Source organism: Actinomycetospora sp. C-140 (genome assembly GCF_054796175.1).
This window is the reverse complement of sequence record NZ_JBTWNF010000026.1, coordinates 69,105-86,828: the sequence shown is the minus strand read 5'-3', so window position 1 is coordinate 86,828 and position 17,724 is coordinate 69,105. Positions and strand designations below refer to the sequence as shown.

Here is a 17,724-nt window from a genome sequence, read left to right as displayed (position 1 = left end):
CTTCCTCGATCAATTAGCCACGCCGCACCGTCACCAACGTCCTGGCCGGGTACACCTAGGGTGGGTGCCGTGACCGATCAGCGTTGGCCCGCCGCCCTGGCCGAGGCCCGCCTGCACGTGGTGAGCGGCAAGGGCGGCACGGGCAAGACGACGCTCGCCGCCGCGCTGGCGCTCGCCCTCGCCGCCGGCGGCCGGCGCACCCTCCTCGTGGAGGTCGAGGGGCGCCAGGGCATCGCCCAGGTCTTCGACACCCCGCCGCTGCCGTACGCCGAGCAGCGCATCGCCGTGGCACCCGACGGCGGCGAGGTGCGCGGGCTCTCGGTCGACGCCGAGGCCGCCCTGCTCGAGTACCTCGAGATGTTCTACAACCTCGGGCTCGCCGGGCGGACGCTGCGGCGCATGGGGGCGATCGAGTTCGCGACGACGCTCGCCCCGGGCCTGCGCGACGTGCTGCTGACCGGGAAGGTCAAGGAGTGCGTCGGGCGCACCGTCGGCGACGGGCGCGGCGGACGGGGCCGCGTGCCGCTCTACGACGCCGTCGTCCTGGACGCGCCGCCCACCGGCCGCGTCGTCAAGTTCCTCGACGTCACCAAGGCCATGGGGACACTCGCCCGCACCGGGCCGATCCACTCCCAGAGCGAGGGCGTCGTCGAGCTGCTGCACTCCGGGCGCACCGCGGTGCACCTCGTGACCCAGCTCGAGGACCTCCCCGTGCAGGAGACGCTCGACACGGTCGACGAGATCCACGAGGCCGGCCTGCCGACCGGGGCGGTGCTGGTCAACCGGGTGCGGCCCTCGCGGCTGCCCGCGACCGCGCTGACGGGCGCGGCCACCGGGGCGGGTCCCGACACCGCCGGGCTGCGCTCGGGGCTGGAGGCCGCGGGACTGTTCCTCAAGGACGAGGAGGTGGACGGGCTGATCGCCGAGACCGTGGAGCACGCGGAGCGGGTGCAGGTCGAGGCCGCCGTGCGGTCGCGGCTCGACGCCGCCGGGCTCCCGCAGCTCGAGCTGCCCGAGCTCGCCGAGGGCGTCGACCTCGGCGGGATCTACGAGCTCGCCGAGCTGCTGCGCGAGCAGGGGGTGCGCTGATGGCGAGCCGGACGCAGCGGGCCGGGCGGCCCGAGCACTTCGACCTCGACGCGCTGCTCGCCGACCGCGCGACGAAGGTGCTCGTGTGCTGCGGGTCGGGCGGGGTCGGCAAGACGACGACGGCCGCGGCGCTCGCGCTGCGCGCCGCCGAGCAGGGCCGGCGCGTCGTGGTGCTGACCATCGACCCGGCGCGCCGCCTCGCGCAGTCGCTGGGCCTCGAGGAGCTCGACAACGAGCCGCGCACCGTGCCGGGAGCGCTCGCGCGGGGGGCCGGGGGCCCGTCCGGCGGCGAGCTGCAGGCGATGATGCTGGACATGCGCCGGACCTTCGACGAGATGGTCGCGGGGCACACCACGCCCGACCGCGCGCAGGCGATCTTCGACAACCCCTTCTACCAGACGATCTCCACGTCGTTCTCCGGGACGCAGGAGTACATGGCGATGGAGAAGCTGGGGCAGCTGAGCGCCACCGGCGCGTGGGACCTCATCGTCGTCGACACCCCGCCCTCGCGGTCCGCGCTCGACTTCCTGGACGCCCCGCAGCGGCTCTCGTCGTTCCTCGACGGCCGCATGATCCGGCTGCTCTCTGCGCCCGCCCGGGCCGGCGGCAACGCGTTCCGCAAGCTCGTCGGCTCGACGTTCAACCTCTTCGCGAAGGCCGTGTCGACGATCCTCGGTGGGCAGATGCTCGCCGACGCGTCGGCCTTCGTGCAGGCCTTCGACACGCTGTTCGGCGGCTTCCAGGAGCGCGCGAACGCGACCTACCAGCTGCTCCGCGCGCCCGGGACGTCGTTCGTCGTGGTCGCCGCCCCCGAGCCCGACGCGCTGCGCGAGGCCAGCTACTTCGTCGAGCGCCTCTCCGCCGAGCACATGCCGCTCGCCGGGCTGGTGCTCAACCGGACCCACCCGGTGCACGCCACGCTCTCGGGCGCCCGGGCCCGCGAGGGCGCCGAGACGCTCGAGGCCTCCCGCGGTGACGAGTTCACCGCCGCGGTGCTGCGCCTGCACGCCGACCGCGTCGAATCCGCCGAGCGCGAGCGGCGCGTGCTGGGCCGCTTCACGCGTGCGCACCCCGCGGTGCCGATCATCGACGTGCCCGCGATGTCGACCGACGTGCACGACCTCGACGGCCTGCGCGAGATCGGCCGGCGGCTCGCGGCCTGACCGACGGGCCCGTCAGCCCGCGTGGCGCCGGTCGCCCTCCGCCCGCACCTCGGCCGCGGCGGTCGCGGGCCGGGCGGTGCCGCGACGCGTGCGGGCGGCCGGCACGTGCGGGTTGGCGGCGGGGCTCGCGGCCGCGGCCCGGCGCGCCGACTCGAGCAGCGCGGCCCACGAGATGACCTCGGGCCGGCGCTTGAGCAGGGCGCGCCGCTCGCGCTCGGTCATCCCGCCCCACACCCCGAACCGGATGCGGTTGTCGAGGGCGTGGGCGAGGCACTCGGTGCGCACCGGGCAGGCCTTGCACACCTCGCGGACGTCGCGCTGCTGGGCGCCCTGGACGAACAGGGTGTCCGGATCCTCGTCCCGGCAGCGTGCGGAGTGCCGCCAGTCCGTCGACGGCGCCTCGAGCGCCGGCATCGACTCGTTGGTCACGTCGTGTCCCCACCCTCTGTTCCCCGTGCGGGCCCCGCGTCCGGGGACACACCTCCCCGCAGGTGCGTTCCCCGTGCGCGCGCCGGATCCGTCCCCGGGCGCGCCGAGCCCGTCGTTGGGGTCTGACGCACTGTAAGAGCGCTCGGTTCCCCCCACAACGGAATCGGAAGGATCCGTCACGATCCGTGCCTGGTTCGCCCCCGGCGCGCGGGTCCGCACCGACAGGGCCCGTACGTCCGACCGCGTACCCTCACGGCCGTGGCGAAGGGAGAGCGACTCGGGGCCAAGGTGCGGCCGATCACCAAGCTCCTGGCGATCTGCCTCGTGGCCGGGGTGATCGTCGCCGGGATGGCCTTCCCGTTCACCGGCGGGCTGGGGCTGCTCTCCAACGACGCGAGCGACACCGTGAACGCGACGTCGTCCGACCTCGCGGCGGGCCAGCTGCCCGGGGTCACCACCGTCACCGACAACCAGGGCGCGCCCGTCGCGTACCTCTACGAGCAGAACCGCACGCCGGTCTCGCTGCAGCAGATGTCGCCCGCCATGCGCGGCGCGATCGTCGCGATCGAGGACCGCCGGTTCTACGAGCACGACGGCGTCGACTGGACCGGCACGCTGCGCGCGCTCGTCACCAACCAGACCGCGGGCTCCACGCAGCAGGGTGCCTCGACGCTGACGCAGCAGTACATCAAGAACTACCAGCTCTACGTGACCGCGCAGACCGAGTCCGAGCGCCTCCAGGCCACCGAGCCCACCTACGCGCGCAAGCTGCGGGAGGTCCGGGTGGCCCTGCAGCTCGAGCGCCAGCTCGCGGCCGGGCGCACCAAGCGCGACGCCAAGGACGAGGTCCTCGAGCGCTACCTCAACATCGTCTTCCTGGGCAACAACTCCTACGGCGTGGCCGCCGCGGCGCGGACGTACTTCAACACCACGCCCGAGCGCCTGACGATCGCGCAGTCGGCGCTGCTGGCCGGCATGGTGCAGTCGACCACCCAGTTCGACCCCACCCGGCACCCGCAGGCCGCGACCGGCCGCCGCAACGAGGTCATCAGCCAGATGCTGGGCCAGGGCATGATCACCCAGCAGCAGGCGCAGCAGGCGGCGTCGGAGCCGTTGGGTGTCGTGCAGCCGCTCGCCACCCCGCCGAACGGCTGCATCGGCGCGGGCAACGCCGCGTTCTTCTGCAAGTACGTCGTGGACTACCTCGGCGAGGCCGGCATCTCGGCCGAGCAGCTCAACCGCGGCAGCTACACGATCCGCACCACGCTCGACCGCAACGCCATGAACGCCATGCAGCAGGCGCTGAACACCGAGGTGCCCGCCGGGCAGCGCAACGTCGCCGACGTCATGGCGAACGTGCAGCCCGGGCGCGACCGGCACCGCGTGGTCGCGATGGGCGCCAGCCGCGTCTTCGGCGTGAACGGCGACGCGCTGCAGACGAGCTACGGCCTGCCGTGGGAACCGGTGAACCTGGGCGCCGGCTCGGTCTACAAGATCTTCACCGCCGCCTCGGCCCTGGAGAAGGGCCTCGGGATCAACTACCAGATGGAGATCCCGCCGGACGGCTACGCCTCGCCGATCTACCGCGACGGGGCCGGCAACCCGTTCCCGGTGCGCAACGCCGAGGAGGGGCTCGCCCCGCAGCTGAGCATGACCGACGCCCTCGCGCAGTCCCCGAACACCGGGTTCGTCAAGCTCATGGAGTACACCGGCGTCGCGCCCGTGGTCGACATGGCCGTCCGCCTCGGCATGCGCTCGCTCGCCGACCCCGGCGCCAACGGCGTGTCCATCGCCGACACCGTCCGCGAGCAGAACCAGGGCTCCTTCACCCTCGGCGTCACGCCGACCAGCCCGCTCGAGCTCGCCAACGTGGGCGCCACGCTGGGCTCCAGCGGCATGTGGTGCCCACCGTCGCCGATCGAATCGATCACCGATCAGTCCGGTGCCCCGGTGCCGGTGGCCGAGCAGCCCTGCGAGCAGGTCGTCGACCCCGCGCTGGCCGACACCCTGATGAACGGGCTGGGCAAGGACGACCAGCCCGGCGGCACCTCGGCCACCGCGGCCGCCGCCAACGGCTGGAACCGCCCGATGTCGGGCAAGACCGGGACGACGCAGCAGAACAAGTCGGCCGCGTTCGTCGGCTTCACCCAGCAGTACTCGGGTGCGGTCGTCACGTTCGACGACTCCTCGTCGCCGCGGACGCTGTGCGACGCCGGCGGCGACAGTCCCCCGTTCCCCTGCGGGGACGGCAACCTCTTCGGCGGCACCACACCGGCCCGCACCTGGTACAAGGCGATGAACCCGTTGTTCGCCTCGCTCCCGGTCGCTCCGCTGCCGCCGACGAGCCCGCGCTACACGGAGGGCGGCTCCAACGAGCAGGTCCCCGAGGTCATCGGCGACCAGGTCGACGACGCGACCGGTGAGCTCCAGGACGCGAACCTGCAGGTCCAGCGCGTCACGGTGGGCAACCGCGCCCCCGCCGGGACGGTCGTGGGCCAGAACCCGCGCGGCTCCGTGCTGCCCGACCAGGTGATCACGCTGCAGGTCTCGGACGGCACCGTGCCGGCGCCGCCGACACCGCCGTCGGGCCCGCCGCCGCTGGCCGGCGCCACGGGGGGCGGATGAGCCCCGCGACCACGAGGACGGGGACGGCCGCGCGGCGGATCCTGCGTGCCGGCGCGGGGACGGCCGCGGCGGGCGCGCTGGGACTCGGCTACGCCGTCGGGGTCGAGCGGCAGTGGTTCGCGCTGCGCCGGGCCCGGCTCGAGGTGCTCGACCCGGTCACTGCGGCCGGTCGCACGCTGCGGGTCCTGCACGTCTCCGATCTGCACCTGCGCCCCGGCCAGCGCCTCGAGCGACGGTTCGTCGAGGGCCTCGCCGCCCTCGAGCCCGACCTCGTCGTCGACACCGGCGACAACCTCTCCCACCAGCGCGCCGTCCCCGAGGTGCTGCGCGCCCTCGGCGGCCTGCTCGACCGCCCCGGCCTCGTGATCTGGGGCAGCAACGACTACCACGGGCCGCGGCCGAAGAACCCGTCCCACTACCTGTTCCGCCCGCAGCACCGGGTGCTCGGCCCCGAGCTGCCGTGGCGCGACCTCCGGGCGGCGTTCCTCGAGCGGGACTGGCTCGACGCGACCCATGCGCGGCACACGCTCGAGGTGAACGGCGTGCGCATCGCCGCCGCGGGCGTCGACGACCCGCACATCGGGCGCGACGACTACGACCGCATCGCTGGCCCCGTCGACGAGCCGTGCGATCTGCGTCTCGGGCTGACGCATTCCCCCGAGCCGCGGGTGCTCGACGCGTTCGCCGCCGACGGCTACGACCTCGTGCTCGCCGGCCACACCCACGGCGGCCAGCTGCGCCTGCCCGGCTACGGCGCGATCGTCACCAACTGCGGTCTCGACCGCTCCCGTGCGCGCGGCGCGTCCCGGTGGGGCGCGCACATGCGCCTGCACGTCTCGGCGGGTCTCGGCACCTCGCCGTTCGCGCCCGCACGCTTCGCGTGCCGCCCCGAGGCCACCCTGCTCGAGCTCGTCCCCCGGGCGACGGCGGGATCGCCCGTCCCGGCACCGTCCGCGGGCGGCGAGGGGCGGCCCCCGTCCGCCCGCTCGGGGGCGGGCGGGTAGAGTCTCGACTGCGCGATCGCCTCCGGGGTGTGGCGCAGCTTGGTAGCGCGCCTCGTTCGGGACGAGGAGGCCGTGGGTTCGAATCCCGCCACCCCGACACCGACGCTCGAAGGCCCCCATCCACCGTGTGGATGGGGGCCTTTCGTCTGTCCGGCCGAGTGATGCTCATTCCCTCGTTCGAGACAACGACATAGCGGTCTCCGTCTGGTAACGACACGATGTAGCCCGACGATGCCTCTGACGGACCACCCATCCGGGGGCTCTCACACGATCGGGGACACCATGCGACACGGACGGGCACCATTGCCGCCCGCGGGCCGCCATGCCGCACCCGCGGCGACACCCTCCGGGGGCGACGCCCGCGACGCCCGTAGCGACGCGGCGTCGACCGGAGGCCACCGCGCCGAGCGCGCACGCCACGACGTGGCCGCCGACCTCCCGCCCGGTCGCCTGCACGCGGTGCCGGACCGCGAGGACGCACCGGACCGCGACGGCGGGCTCGACGTCCTCGGGCTCCCCGTCGGGCCCCTCACGAGCGCGCCGACGCCCGAGACGCCCCGGCGGGCGCGCAGCCTCGCGGACCTCCTCGCGATGGAGCAGCCCGCCGGCCCCGCGATCGGCTCGCCCTCCGGCCCCGTCGTGGTGCCGCCGCCGGCCCGCGGCGAGCGGGACCCTCGGGACGCGGGCCTGCCCGTCCCCCGCCCGGCGTCCGAGCCGCGCAGCGGCCACGCCACCCGGCGCCACCCGACGGCGCCCACCCGTGCCGTCGACGTCCCGCCGCGCCGGGTCGCCGAGCCCGGCCGCACCCCCGCGACCCGCGCCGTCCCCGCGCCCCCCGCGCCGCAGCCCACCGAGCACCACCACGTCACCGGGACGGGACGATCCGCCCCGCCGCCCGCAGCACCCCGCCCCGTGACGACCACGGTGACCCCGGTGACCCCGGTGACCCCGGTGACCCCGGTGCACCCCACGCCGGCCCCGGCCCAGCCGGCCGAGCAGCACCCGGCCCCGACGGCGAGCACCCCGCACCGGGCCGCCCCGTCGACGACCGCGGCGACGCCCGAGGCGCCGCGGACGACGTCGGTCACGTCCGCGACCTCCGCAGCCCCTGCCAGCTCCGCCAAGCGCCCCGCCGCGCGGCGGTCGGATCCCGCGGAGATCGCGGCGCGGGCCACGACGACGGCCATCGGTGCCGCCGATCTCGCCGCACGCCGCCGCGCCGCCCGCGCGGGCGCGCCCCTGCCCGCGCCGGCCCTCGTCGTCGAGAGCGCCGGCCAGCCCGTCTTCGCCGACCGGACCGGCCGCCGGGCGCGGCGGTGGAAGACCGCGGCCTTCGCCGCGACCGCGGTCTGCGCGTCCTACGTCGGCGTCGTCGCCGTGGGTGCCGTGGCCGGCCCGGTCGGCCCGACGTCCGCGCCCACGCTGCTGCCCGCCCCGACGGCGCAGACCACCCCGGCCGCGCCGCCCGCCGTGGACGCGCCGCCCGCCGTGGACGCCCGCAACGTCGTCGAGGTCCGCCCGACGGCGACCACCCGCTCGACGCGGGCCACGACCACCACGCGCAGCACGACGCGCTCCACCACCGCCCGCACGACGCGGACGACGCCGCGCGCGCCGGTGCTGCCCGTGGCGCCCGCCGTGCCGCAGGTCCAGCAGCAGGTCGCCGACCAGGCACCCCAGCTCCAGCGGCAGGTCCCGGACGCGGGCGTCCAGGACGACGGCGTCGCCGACGCCCCGGAAACCTGAGCCGGACCCGGCGCGCGACCCCCCGGCCGTCCCTGCGCGCCCTCCTCCTGGCCACGCTGGTGGCGGTGCTGGTCACGGCCCCGGTCGTCACCGGCGAGACGCCCACACGGCAGCCCGGCGTCACCGAGGTCGTCGCCGCCGGTGACGAGACCGACGCCGGCGACGCCCCGCGCCGGCCGGGGGTCGCGGCGCCCGAGGGCCCGCTGCCCACCGTGCGCGTCACCCCCTACGTCGACCTCACGACCCCGCCCCTGCCGCCGATCACGGACATGGCCGACGCGACCGGACACGCCGACGTCGTCCTGGCCTTCGTGCTGGCGGGCGCCGAGGAGTCGTGCCGCCCGACGTGGGGCGGCACGACGCCGCTGACCGATCCGGCGATCGCGGCGCGCGTCGCCGGGCTGAAGGCCCACGGCGGCACGGTGACCGTGTCGTCGGGCGGTGCCCTCGGCGACTACCTCGAGTCGGCGTGCCCCGACGCGCCCTCGCTGGCGCGGGCGTACGCCACGGCGCTCGACGCGGTGGGCACCGACCACCTCGACGTCGACGTCGAGACCGACCGCGGACGCACCGTGTCACCGCAACGCATCGCCGACGCGCTCGCCATCCTCCAGCGCGAGCGGGGCACGCGGATCTCGCTCACCGTGCAGGTCGAGGGCGAGAGCGAGGGCCTGTCCACCGACGCGCACGACCTGGTCACCCGCGCCACGCGCGCCGGGGTGGCGGCGCGCGTGAACCTCATGGTCATGAACTTCTCCTACCAGGGCGCCTGGGCCGACGCGATGATCGGTGCCGCGCGCACGGCCGAGACCCAGCTCGAGGGGATCTGGCCGGGCAGCGATCCCGCCGAGGTGCGCCGGCGGACCGCGGTCACGTTCATGCTCGGGCGCAACGACATGGACATGACCACGACCCCCGCCGACGCGCGCGCCGTCGTGGACGACGCGCGCGCCCGCGGCTACGGCGCCGTCGGCTTCTGGGCCCTGGCCCGGGACAACGGCTCGTGCCCCGGCACCCGGGACGAGGCCGACGACTGCAGCGGCATCGCCCAGGCACCGTGGGAGTTCACGCGGATCGCGCAGGGGTTCACCGCCCCGACCTGATCATTGGCCGGTGGTGAGCACCATCCGGAACCGGGCGTCGTTCGCCATCATCCGGTCGTAGGCCTCGGGCGCCCGCTCGAGCGGCATCGTCTCGATCATCGGACGGACGTCGGTGAGCCGCGCGAAGCGCAGGGTGTCCTCGGAGTCGATCGAGGTCCCGGACGCGTGGCCGGCGATGCTCGCCACCGGCGCGATGAGGCTCATCGCGTCGACCTGGATCGGGCTCTCCGCGGCGCCCACGACGAGCAGCTGGCCGCGGCGGTCGAGCCCGCCCACCAGCCCGGAGATCGCCTCGCCGCTGGTGGCCGTGGCCAGCACGACCGTGGCGCCACCCATCGCGGCGAGGGCCTGGGCGGGGTCCTCGGCCTGGCTGTCGACGTAGGCGTGGGCGCCGAGCTTGCGGGCGAGGTCCTCCTTGTCGCGGCCGCGGGAGACCGCGACGACCTCGAAGCCCATCCGGGCGGCGAACTGGATGCCGAGGTGCCCGAGGCCGCCGACGCCCTGCACCGCGACGCGGTCGCCGGGACGGGCCGGGCTCTCGCGCAGCGCGTGGTAGGTCGTCACGCCCGCGCACATCAGTGGCGCGGCCTCCTCGGCGGAGAGCTCGTCGGGGACGTGCGCGAGCGCGTCGGCGGGCACGACGACGGCGTCGGCGTAGCCGCCGTCGAAGGTGACGCCGGGGATCCGCCCGTTCTCGCAGGTGATGAAGTCGCCGCGCCGGCAGGGGCCGCAGTGGTGGCACGCCCCGCCGAACCAGCCGACGCCGACGCGGTCGCCCGCGGTCCAGTCGCCGAGGACGTCCGGGCCGATCTCGTCGACCGTCCCGACGATCTCGTGGCCGGGCACGATCGGGAACGGCGTGGCCGGCATGACGCCTTCCTTGGCGAACATGTCGCTGTGGCAGACCCCGCAGGCCTGCACCCGCACGCGGACCTCGCCGCGCCCCGGGGTGGGCAGGTCGCGCTCGGCGAGCTCGAGGTCGCCTCCGGCCGCGGGGACCTGGACGGCGCGCATGGTCGGCACGGTGGATGCTCCTGTGTTCTTCGACGATCAACTGTCGTCGGGTGCGTACCCGTGCATGCCCTCACCGACGCCGCCCGCGACGCCGTTCACCGCGGGTCGTCGCACCACACCACCGGGTAGGGTCCGGGACCAGGCACGACGGTGACCGCGACGGGTCGCCGGGCACGCGGTGTGGCGATGGCGGGAGGTCCGGCGTGAGCACGCAGGCCGACACGGCGCATCTCCCGGATTCCGGTGACCGGTCCCTCGTCGTCCTCGTCGACGCCCCGTCGAACACCGAGCGCCGCATCATCGACCGCTGGCTCGGCGAGGTCCGCAACGGGTCGAGCGCGAACGGGCGGGGCGTCGAGGTGCTGCCGGCGGAGGGCCAGCAGCTCGCAGGCCGTCTCACCCGCGGCGACAACCCGCTGCTCGTGCCCGTGCGCGTGGTGTGGTCGACCGAGCGGGAGCCGGACCGCACGCTCGCGCGGCTCGCCGACGTCCTCACCCGCGGGTGGGCGCTGCGGGCGCGGGCCCGCGCGGCCCGACGCACACCACCGCAGCACAAGGTGGTGGTCGGGCGGCCGGCGACGGTGCTGGAGCTGATGCGCCGCCACCGCCGCGAGCGCGAGGCCTCGGACAACGCCGACTTCGTCCAGTTCGTCGCCGGGCAGGCCGCGCTCGCCCTGGACCGGGCGGAGCGGGCCCTGACCGGCAACCGGTTCAAGGTGCCCCGCGAGGTCGCCGGCCAGATCGTCGGATCGGGCCACTTCGCCCGCGAGATCCGCCGGCTGGCGGCCGCCACGGGCCGGTCCGAGGACGACGTGGCGACCGAGGCCGCGACCGACCTCGAGAGCATCGTCGCCTCGCAGGACCCCGCCGCCGTCGACCTGTTCTCCGGCGTGCTGCGCCCCATGCACGAGAAGGCCTGGACGGTGCACGCCGACACCACGGGCCTCGAGCCGCTGCGCGCGCTCAACGCGGAGCACGCGCTCGTCTTCCTCCCGTCGCACCGGTCGTACACCGACCCGTTCGTGCTCGCCGACGTACTGCGCAGCAACGACTTCCCGCGCAACCACGTGCTGGGCGGCGACAACCTGAGGATCTTCGGGCTCGAGCAGCTCGCCCGCCGCAGCGGGATCATCTTCATCCGCCGCAGCTTCGGGGGCGACGCGGTCTACAAGGCCGTGGTGCGGGAGTACTTCTCCTGGCTGTGCGCCAAGCGCTTCAACCTCGAGTGGTACATGGAAGGCGGGCGCACCCGCACCGGCAAGCTCCGCCCGCCCAAGTACGGACTGCTCTCCGACGTGGCCAGCGCCGTGGAGACGCGTCGCACCGAGGACGTCTTCCTCGTCCCGGTGTCGATCATCCACGACCAGCTGCAGGAGGTGCACCAGATGGCGGCCGAGCAGACCGGTGCCGCCAAGACCCCCGAGGGCCTGCGCTGGCTGGCCGGCTACGCGCGGGCGCAACGGCGCCCGGTGGGCGGGGTGCACGTGAGCTTCGGGGAACCGCTCTCGCTGCGCGCGGCCCTCTCCGCCGCCAACGACCCGGCGCTCGACACCGACCCCGAGACGCGGGACGACGCCGACATCGCCGACGAGGACTCGGCGGCCCGTCGCCTCGCGCTGCAGAAGACCGCGTTCGAGGTCTTCGTGCGGATCAACCGGGTCACGCCGGTCACCCCGATCGCGCTCGCGGCGCTCGCCCTCCTCGGCGTGCGCGACCGTGCCCTGACGCTCTCGCAGGTCCGTCGCGTGGTCGAGCCGGTGCTCGACTACGTCGACGCGCGTGGGCTGCCCGAGACGGGCATCGCGTCGCTGCGCACCAACGGCGGGGTCGCCGAGGCGCTGCTCTCCCTGCGCCGGGAGAAGGTCGTCAGCGCCTACACCGAGGGCTCCGAGCCGGTGTTCTCGGTCGAGAGCGGGCACCACATCGTCGCCGCGTTCTATCGCAACTCGGCGATCCACCACTTCGTCAACCGCGCGATCGTCGAGCTCGCGATCCTCGAGGTCGGCGACGTCACCGGGCGCGAGGCCCTGGCCAAGGGCTTCGAGGCCGCCCTCGACCTGCGCGACCTGCTCAAGTACGAGTTCTTCTTCCCCGACAAGGAGACCTTCCGGGCCGAGCTGATCTCCGAGCTCACGCTCATCGACCCGGACTGGCGCTCCGACGACGGCGACGTCGCCCGCACCCGCAAGATGCTGCGGCAGAGCCGCTTCCTCTGCGCCCATCGCGTCCTGCGCTCGTTCGTCGACGCCCAGTGGGTGGTGGCCGAGCGCCTCGCCGAGCACGACCCCGACACCCCGGTCGACGAGGACGCGCTGCTCGAGCGCTGCGGCGCCGTCGGGCAGCAGCTGCTCCTGCAGGGCAAGCTGCACGGGCCCGAGTCGCTGTCGCGGGAGCTCTTCGCCTCGGCGGTGCGCCTGGCGTCCAACCGGGGCCTCCTCGCCCCCAACACCGCGCCCCGTGCGGGCGAGGCCGACCTCGCGACCCGGCGCCGCGCGTTCGCCGCCGAGGTGCGCGGGGTAGTGGAGAGGGTCGTGGCCATCGACGAGACCGACGCGACCAACCGACAGGAGTCCGCGGGTGTCCGACCCTGAGACAACGGCCGAGGGCTTGATGGAGGCCGTCGAGCGCTCCCCCGAGGGCCCGGAGGTCGGGGCGTTCTTCGACTTCGACGGCACCGTGATCGCGGGCTACTCCGTCACCGCCTTCATGCGCCACCACGTCAAGAACCTCGACCTGCACCCGCGCACGACCCTCGAGACGCTGGCGAGCGGCTGGCAGGGCCTGCACGGCGAGGAGGACTTCCGCAAGTTCCTCGGCATCACGCTGCGGACCTGGGCGGGGCGCACGCCCGCCGAGCTCGAGAAGATCGGCAACCGGCTCTTCCGCGACGAGATCGGCCCGAGCGTCTACCCCGAGGCGTGGCGCCTCGTGCGCGCGCACCTGGAGAAGGGCCACACCGTGGTGCTGGCCAGCTCGGCGACGCGGTTCCAGGTCGAGCCGGCCGCGAAGGCCCTGGGCGTCGAGCACACGATCTACACGGCCGTCGAGGTCGGCGAGGACGGCACGCTCACCGGCCGCCCGGACGGGCGCTCGCCCTACGGGGAGGGCAAGGCGGCCGCGGTCAAGGAGTTCGCGGCGGCCCACGACGTCGACCTCGACGCGAGCTTCGCGTACTCGAACGGCGGCGAGGACGTCCCCTTCCTCGCGACCGTGGCCCACCCGTGCGCGGTCAACCCCAGTGCCGGCCTGCGCCGCGCCGCGGCCGAGCGCGGCTGGCCCGCCCTCGACTTCGCCGGCCGTCCGTGGACGACGCCGGTGGAGATCGCCCGGACCGCGGCGACGTTCGCCGGGATGATGGGCGGCTTCGCCACCGGCCTCGGTCTCGGCCTGCTCGGCGGATCGCGACGCGCCGGGCTCAACCTCGGCATCGGCGTCGGCGGCGACCTGTCCCTGATCGCGTCCGGGGTCTCGCTCGACGTGCACGGCGCCGCGAACATCTGGGGCGCGCGGCCGGCGGTCTTCCTGTTCAACCACCAGAGCCAGCTCGACGTCCTCGTGCTCGGGGCGCTGATGCGCGGCAACTTCGTCTCCGTGGCGAAGAAGGAGCTCGCCACCGACCCGCTCTTCGGTGGCCTGATGCGCCTGCTGGAGACGGCGTTCGTCGACCGCGACGACAACGCCCAGGCCCGCAAGGCCCTCGAGCCGGCCGTCGAGCGCCTGCGCGAGGGCACCTCGATCGTCATCGCGCCCGAGGGCACCCGCTCGCCCACCCCGACGCCCGGGAAGTTCAAGAAGGGCGCGTTCCACCTGGCCATGCAGGCCGGGGTGCCGATCGTCCCGCTGGTGTTCCGCAACACCGGCGAGCTGATGAGCCGCAACGCGATGATCATCCACCCCGGCGTCGTCCAGGTCGCGGCACTGCCGCCGATCTCCGTCGCCGACTGGACGCGCGAGGACCTCGACGAGCGCATCGAGGGCGTGCGGCAGCTCTACATCGACACGCTGACGCACTGGCCTGGTGGCTCCGCCATGTGAGCACTTCGGAGTGCCTGAGCACTCCGAAGTGCTCACATGCCGTCAGGCACCCCGGAACACCGGCGCCCGCTTCTCCTCGCGCGCACGCCGGCCCTCGGCCAGATCCTCGCTCGCCCAGCAGGCGTCGAACGCCGCGGCGACCTGGTCGGGCACCGGGGCGTCCTCGAGCAGCCGGGTGACCGCGAGCTTGTTGTAGGCGAGCGTGAGGGGCGCGAGCGCGGCGATCTCGCTCGCCCAGGCCAGGGCCGCGTCGCGGTCCCCGACCCGGTCGACGAGCCCCGCGGCGCTCGCGGCGTCGTGGTCGAAGCGCTCGCACGCCAGCAGCATCCGGCGCGCCGCGCCGCCGCCGGCGACGAGGGCCAGCCGGCGCACCGTCCAGGGGTCGACGGCGAGGCCGAGGGCGGCGGTCGGGAGCCCGAAGACGCCGGGGGCGTCGACGACGCGCAGGTCGGCGGCGAGCGCGAGCTGCGTGCCCGCGCCGATCGCCGGGCCGTGCACGGCGGCCACGACGGGGACCGGGATCGCGACGAGGCGGTGCAGCATGCCGTAGAGCGCGGCCAGGAAGTCCGGGTCGCCGATGGTGTCGAGGTCCGCGCCGGAGCAGAACGCCGTGCCCTCGCCGGTCAGCACCAGCACCCGGGCACCGCCGGCCACCGCGGCGTCGACCGCGGCGTGCAGGTCGCGGCAGTGCGCGGTGTCGAGGGCGTTGCGGCGCTCGGTGCGGTCGACGCGGATCTCGTGCACGTCACCGTGCCGGTGTGTCCCGATCACCGACCGATCATCCCCGGCCGGCCGCCCGCCGCGCGACCACACCCCACAGTCCGCTCGCCGCGGTGTCCGCCCCGGGGACCGCGCCGTCCGGCCGCCAGTCGGGGGCGGAGACCCAGCCGGGTTCGGGGACGTCCAGTCCGGCGAGCCACCCCAGCATGTCGGCGGGATCCCGCAGACGCGGCGCGTAGCTCCAGCCGCCGTGGTTGATCGTCGCCCAGGTCTCGATGTCGGGCCGGGCGGCGCCGGTGAGGTGCGAGATCGCGAGCCGGCCGCCCGGCGCGAGCGCCTCGGTGTAGACGTGCATCGCCGCCGCCGCGTCCTCGTCGGAGAGGTAGTGGAGCACGCCGACGGCGAGGACACCGACCGGGCGGGTCAGGTCGAGGACGTCTCCCGCCGCGGCCAGCACGGAGGCCGCGTCCCGGGCGTTCGCGTGCACCACCGCCGCGCCCCGCTCGCCGGTGAGCAGCCGCCGCGCGTGGGCGACCGTGACGGCGTCCCAGTCGACGTAGACGGCCCGGGCGTCGGGGTGCCGGCGACGCGCCCGGGTGTGCACGTGGTCGACGGTCGGGAGGCCGGAGCCGAGCTCGAGGAACTGGTCGACACCTTCGGCGCACCACGCGTCGACCACGGTCGCGGAGAACCGGCGGTGTCCACGGCACAGCGCGCCCATGCCGGGCAGCACGTGGTCGACCTCGGCGGCGAACTCCCGGTCGACGACGGTGTTCTCGGTGCCGCCCAGGTAGTGGTCGAAGACGCGCGCCATGTTCGGCGGCGTCTCCTCGGGATCCATCTCGCTCACGCGTCCTCCCCCCACCCCGCATCCTGGTCCACGGACCCCTCCACCGACCGCCCCGGCGCACCGGCTCCGGCAGGATCCGGCTATGACCTCGACGACGCCGCGCCGCCCGGACCCGGTCCCGGACATCCCCGACGCCCTGTTCGGCGATCCCGCCGTCGAGTCCCGCTGGCGGGGTCGCTTCACCGCGGCGCGGGTGTCGGTGCCGGACTGGGCGCGGGATGCCCCGGAGCGCAGCGTCTACTCCTCGAACGCCACCGGGACCTGGGAGATCTACTCCTGGGACCGGGCCGTGGACGAGCACCGCCGCGTCACCGACCGACCCCAGGGCACGCGCGGCGGGGCCATGAGCACCGACGGCACCGCGATCTGGTGGTTCGACGACCACGACGGTGACGAGTTCGGGGTGTGGGTCCGCGAGCCGTTCGAGGCCGGGTCCGGCGGCGCGGTCCCGGCCGTCGCGGGCGCCGCACCGGGCTATCCCGCCGGGCTCGAGCTGGGCCGGCGCACGGTCGCCGTCGGCTGGTCGACCGACGACGGGTCGACGCTCGCGGTCAGCGACGACGGCGGCGAGGCCCGGGTCGTCTACACCCACACCGAGGACGCGGGCGTCGGCGCGCTCTCCCGCGACGAGACCCTGCTCGCCATCTCGCACGCCGAGCACGGCGACTCCCGCCACCCCGCCGTGCGGGTGCTGCGCCTCGCCGACGGCGACGCGGTGGGCGAGCGGCACGACGGCGAGGGCCAGGGGCTCGACCCGATCGAGTTCGCGCCCGTCGAGGGTGACCAGCGCCTGCTCGTGGGCCACGAGCGCCGCGGCCGCGACGAGCTGCTGATCTGGGACCTCGCCACCGACACCGAGACCGAGCTGGACATCGACCTGCCCGGCGACCTGTCGGCCGGCTTCTATCCGGACGCCTCGGCGCTGCTCGTGGCGCACACGCGGGCCGGGCGGACGACACTGCACCGCTACGACCTCGCGACGGGCGCGCTGACCACGCTGCCGACGGCCTCCGGGTCGGTGGGCGGCGCGGACGTCCGCCCGGACGGCACCGTCGAGTACGCCTGGTCGTCGGCGCAGTACCCGTCGTCGGTGCGGGCGCTGCGCCCCGACGGCTCCGACACCGAGCTCCTCGCCCCGCCGGGCGAGCGACCGGCGCCGTCGGTGGCGCTGGACGACGCCTGGGTCGAGGGCCCGGCCGGCGCGGTGCACGCCCTGTGGGCGCGGCCCGAGGGCACGGCGGGCGCGGTCCCGACCGTCTTCATGATCCACGGCGGGCCCCAGGCCGCGGACGAGGACCGCTACTCCGCGGTCCGTGCCGTCTGGCTGGACGCGGGCTTCGCGGTCGTGCACGTGAACTACCGCGGCTCGTCGGGCTACGGCTCGGCGTGGCGGGACGCCATCGAGGGGCGCCCGGGCACGACGGAGCTGGAGGACGTCGCCGCGGTGCACGAGTGGGCCGTGTCCACCGGCCTCGCCGACCCGGCGGCGTGCGTGCTCGAGGGCTGGTCGTGGGGCGGCTACCTGACGCTGCTCGGTCTGGGCCGCCAGCCGGAGCGCTGGGCCGTCGGCTGCGCGGGCGTCCCCGTCGCCGACTACCTCGCGGCCTACGAGGACGAGATGGAGCCGCTGCGCGCCTTCGACCGGTCGCTGTTCGGCGGCTCGCCCTCCGAGGTGCCCGAGCGCTACACCGAGGCCTCGCCGCTGACCTGGGTCGACGCCGTGCGCGCCCCAGTGCTCGTGCTGGCCGGCGAGAACGACCCGCGCTGCCCGATCCGCCAGATCGACAACTACCTCGACGCCCTGGCCGCGCGGGACGTGCCCTACGCGATGGTCCGCTACGACGCCGGCCACGGCTCGCTCGTCGTCGCCGAGACGCTGAAGCACACGGTCGCGGAGATCGCCTTCGCCCGCCGGGCCCTCGGCCTGCCCGTCCCGGCCTGAGACG

Annotated in this window: 13 protein-coding genes and 1 tRNA gene; 10 read left to right on the top strand and 4 right to left on the bottom strand. The window is 75.1% G+C overall.

The window, feature by feature from the left end; translation table 11 throughout:
• Positions 1-69 precede the first annotated feature (69 nt).
• Both ACR9E3_RS30530 and ACR9E3_RS30525 read left to right on the top strand, forming a co-directional pair.
• Positions 70-1,089 (top strand): ArsA-related P-loop ATPase, encoded by a 1,020-nt coding sequence (locus ACR9E3_RS30530; protein WP_460384712.1) that lies wholly within the window; start codon positions 70-72, stop codon positions 1,087-1,089.
• Positions 1,089-2,252 carry an ArsA family ATPase gene (locus tag ACR9E3_RS30525; protein ID WP_460384711.1) on the top strand — a complete coding sequence of 388 codons (1,164 nt, stop codon included), beginning with the start codon at positions 1,089-1,091 and terminating at the stop codon, positions 2,250-2,252. The genes ACR9E3_RS30530 and ACR9E3_RS30525 overlap by 1 nt, the downstream gene beginning before the upstream one ends.
• A gap of 12 nt (positions 2,253-2,264) precedes the next feature.
• Here ACR9E3_RS30525 and ACR9E3_RS30520 read toward each other — a convergent pair whose 3' ends face one another.
• Positions 2,265-2,666, bottom strand: a complete 402-nt coding sequence (locus ACR9E3_RS30520; protein WP_460384718.1) for a WhiB family transcriptional regulator — start codon at positions 2,664-2,666, stop codon at positions 2,265-2,267.
• Positions 2,667-2,939: 273 nt separating this feature from the next.
• Here ACR9E3_RS30520 and ACR9E3_RS30515 point away from each other — a divergent pair, with 273 nt between their 5' ends.
• The 5 genes from ACR9E3_RS30515 (at position 2,940) to ACR9E3_RS30495 (ending at position 9,159) form a co-directional block, all read left to right on the top strand.
• On the top strand, positions 2,940-5,306 hold the full coding sequence (locus ACR9E3_RS30515) for a transglycosylase domain-containing protein (RefSeq protein WP_460384709.1): 2,367 nt from the start codon (positions 2,940-2,942) through the stop codon (positions 5,304-5,306).
• Positions 5,303-6,310, top strand: a complete 1,008-nt coding sequence (locus ACR9E3_RS30510; RefSeq protein ID WP_460384708.1) for a metallophosphoesterase — start codon at positions 5,303-5,305, stop codon at positions 6,308-6,310. The genes ACR9E3_RS30515 and ACR9E3_RS30510 overlap by 4 nt, the downstream gene beginning before the upstream one ends.
• Before the next feature lie 23 nt (positions 6,311-6,333).
• Positions 6,334-6,407 (top strand) — tRNA-Pro (locus tag ACR9E3_RS30505).
• 185 nt (positions 6,408-6,592) lie between these two features.
• Complete coding sequence (locus ACR9E3_RS30500) at positions 6,593-8,056, top strand: hypothetical protein (RefSeq protein ID WP_460384706.1); 1,464 nt, start codon at positions 6,593-6,595, stop codon at positions 8,054-8,056.
• A 65-nt stretch (positions 8,057-8,121) separates the two neighbouring features.
• Positions 8,122-9,159 carry a glycoside hydrolase family 18 protein gene (locus tag ACR9E3_RS30495; RefSeq protein WP_460384705.1) on the top strand — a complete coding sequence of 346 codons (1,038 nt, stop codon included), beginning with the start codon at positions 8,122-8,124 and terminating at the stop codon, positions 9,157-9,159.
• Here the strand turns inward: ACR9E3_RS30495 and ACR9E3_RS30490 are convergent, their stop codons facing one another.
• A complete protein-coding gene (locus ACR9E3_RS30490) occupies positions 9,160-10,173 on the bottom strand; it encodes an alcohol dehydrogenase (RefSeq protein ID WP_460384704.1) in 1,014 nt (337 codons plus the stop codon).
• 203 nt (positions 10,174-10,376) lie between these two features.
• Here ACR9E3_RS30490 and ACR9E3_RS30485 point away from each other — a divergent pair, with 203 nt between their 5' ends.
• Both ACR9E3_RS30485 and ACR9E3_RS30480 read left to right on the top strand, forming a co-directional pair.
• A complete protein-coding gene (locus ACR9E3_RS30485; protein WP_460384702.1) occupies positions 10,377-12,764 on the top strand; it encodes a glycerol-3-phosphate 1-O-acyltransferase in 2,388 nt (795 codons plus the stop codon).
• On the top strand, positions 12,751-14,208 hold the full coding sequence (locus ACR9E3_RS30480) for an HAD-IB family hydrolase (protein WP_460384701.1): 1,458 nt from the start codon (positions 12,751-12,753) through the stop codon (positions 14,206-14,208). Before ACR9E3_RS30485 ends, ACR9E3_RS30480 begins: the two co-directional genes overlap by 14 nt.
• 42 nt (positions 14,209-14,250) lie before the next feature.
• On the opposite strand, the gene ACR9E3_RS30475 is transcribed toward ACR9E3_RS30480, so the two are convergent.
• On the bottom strand, positions 14,251-14,979 hold the full coding sequence (locus ACR9E3_RS30475) for an enoyl-CoA hydratase (RefSeq protein WP_460384700.1): 729 nt from the start codon (positions 14,977-14,979) through the stop codon (positions 14,251-14,253).
• A gap of 7 nt (positions 14,980-14,986) precedes the next feature.
• Complete coding sequence (locus tag ACR9E3_RS30470; RefSeq protein WP_460384717.1) at positions 14,987-15,769, bottom strand: SAM-dependent methyltransferase; 783 nt, start codon at positions 15,767-15,769, stop codon at positions 14,987-14,989.
• Between the two features lie 91 nt (positions 15,770-15,860).
• Here ACR9E3_RS30470 and ACR9E3_RS30465 point away from each other — a divergent pair, with 91 nt between their 5' ends.
• Entirely contained in the window at positions 15,861-17,720 is a 1,860-nt protein-coding gene (locus ACR9E3_RS30465) for a S9 family peptidase (protein ID WP_460384699.1), read from the top strand.
• Positions 17,721-17,724: the final 4 nt, after the last annotated feature.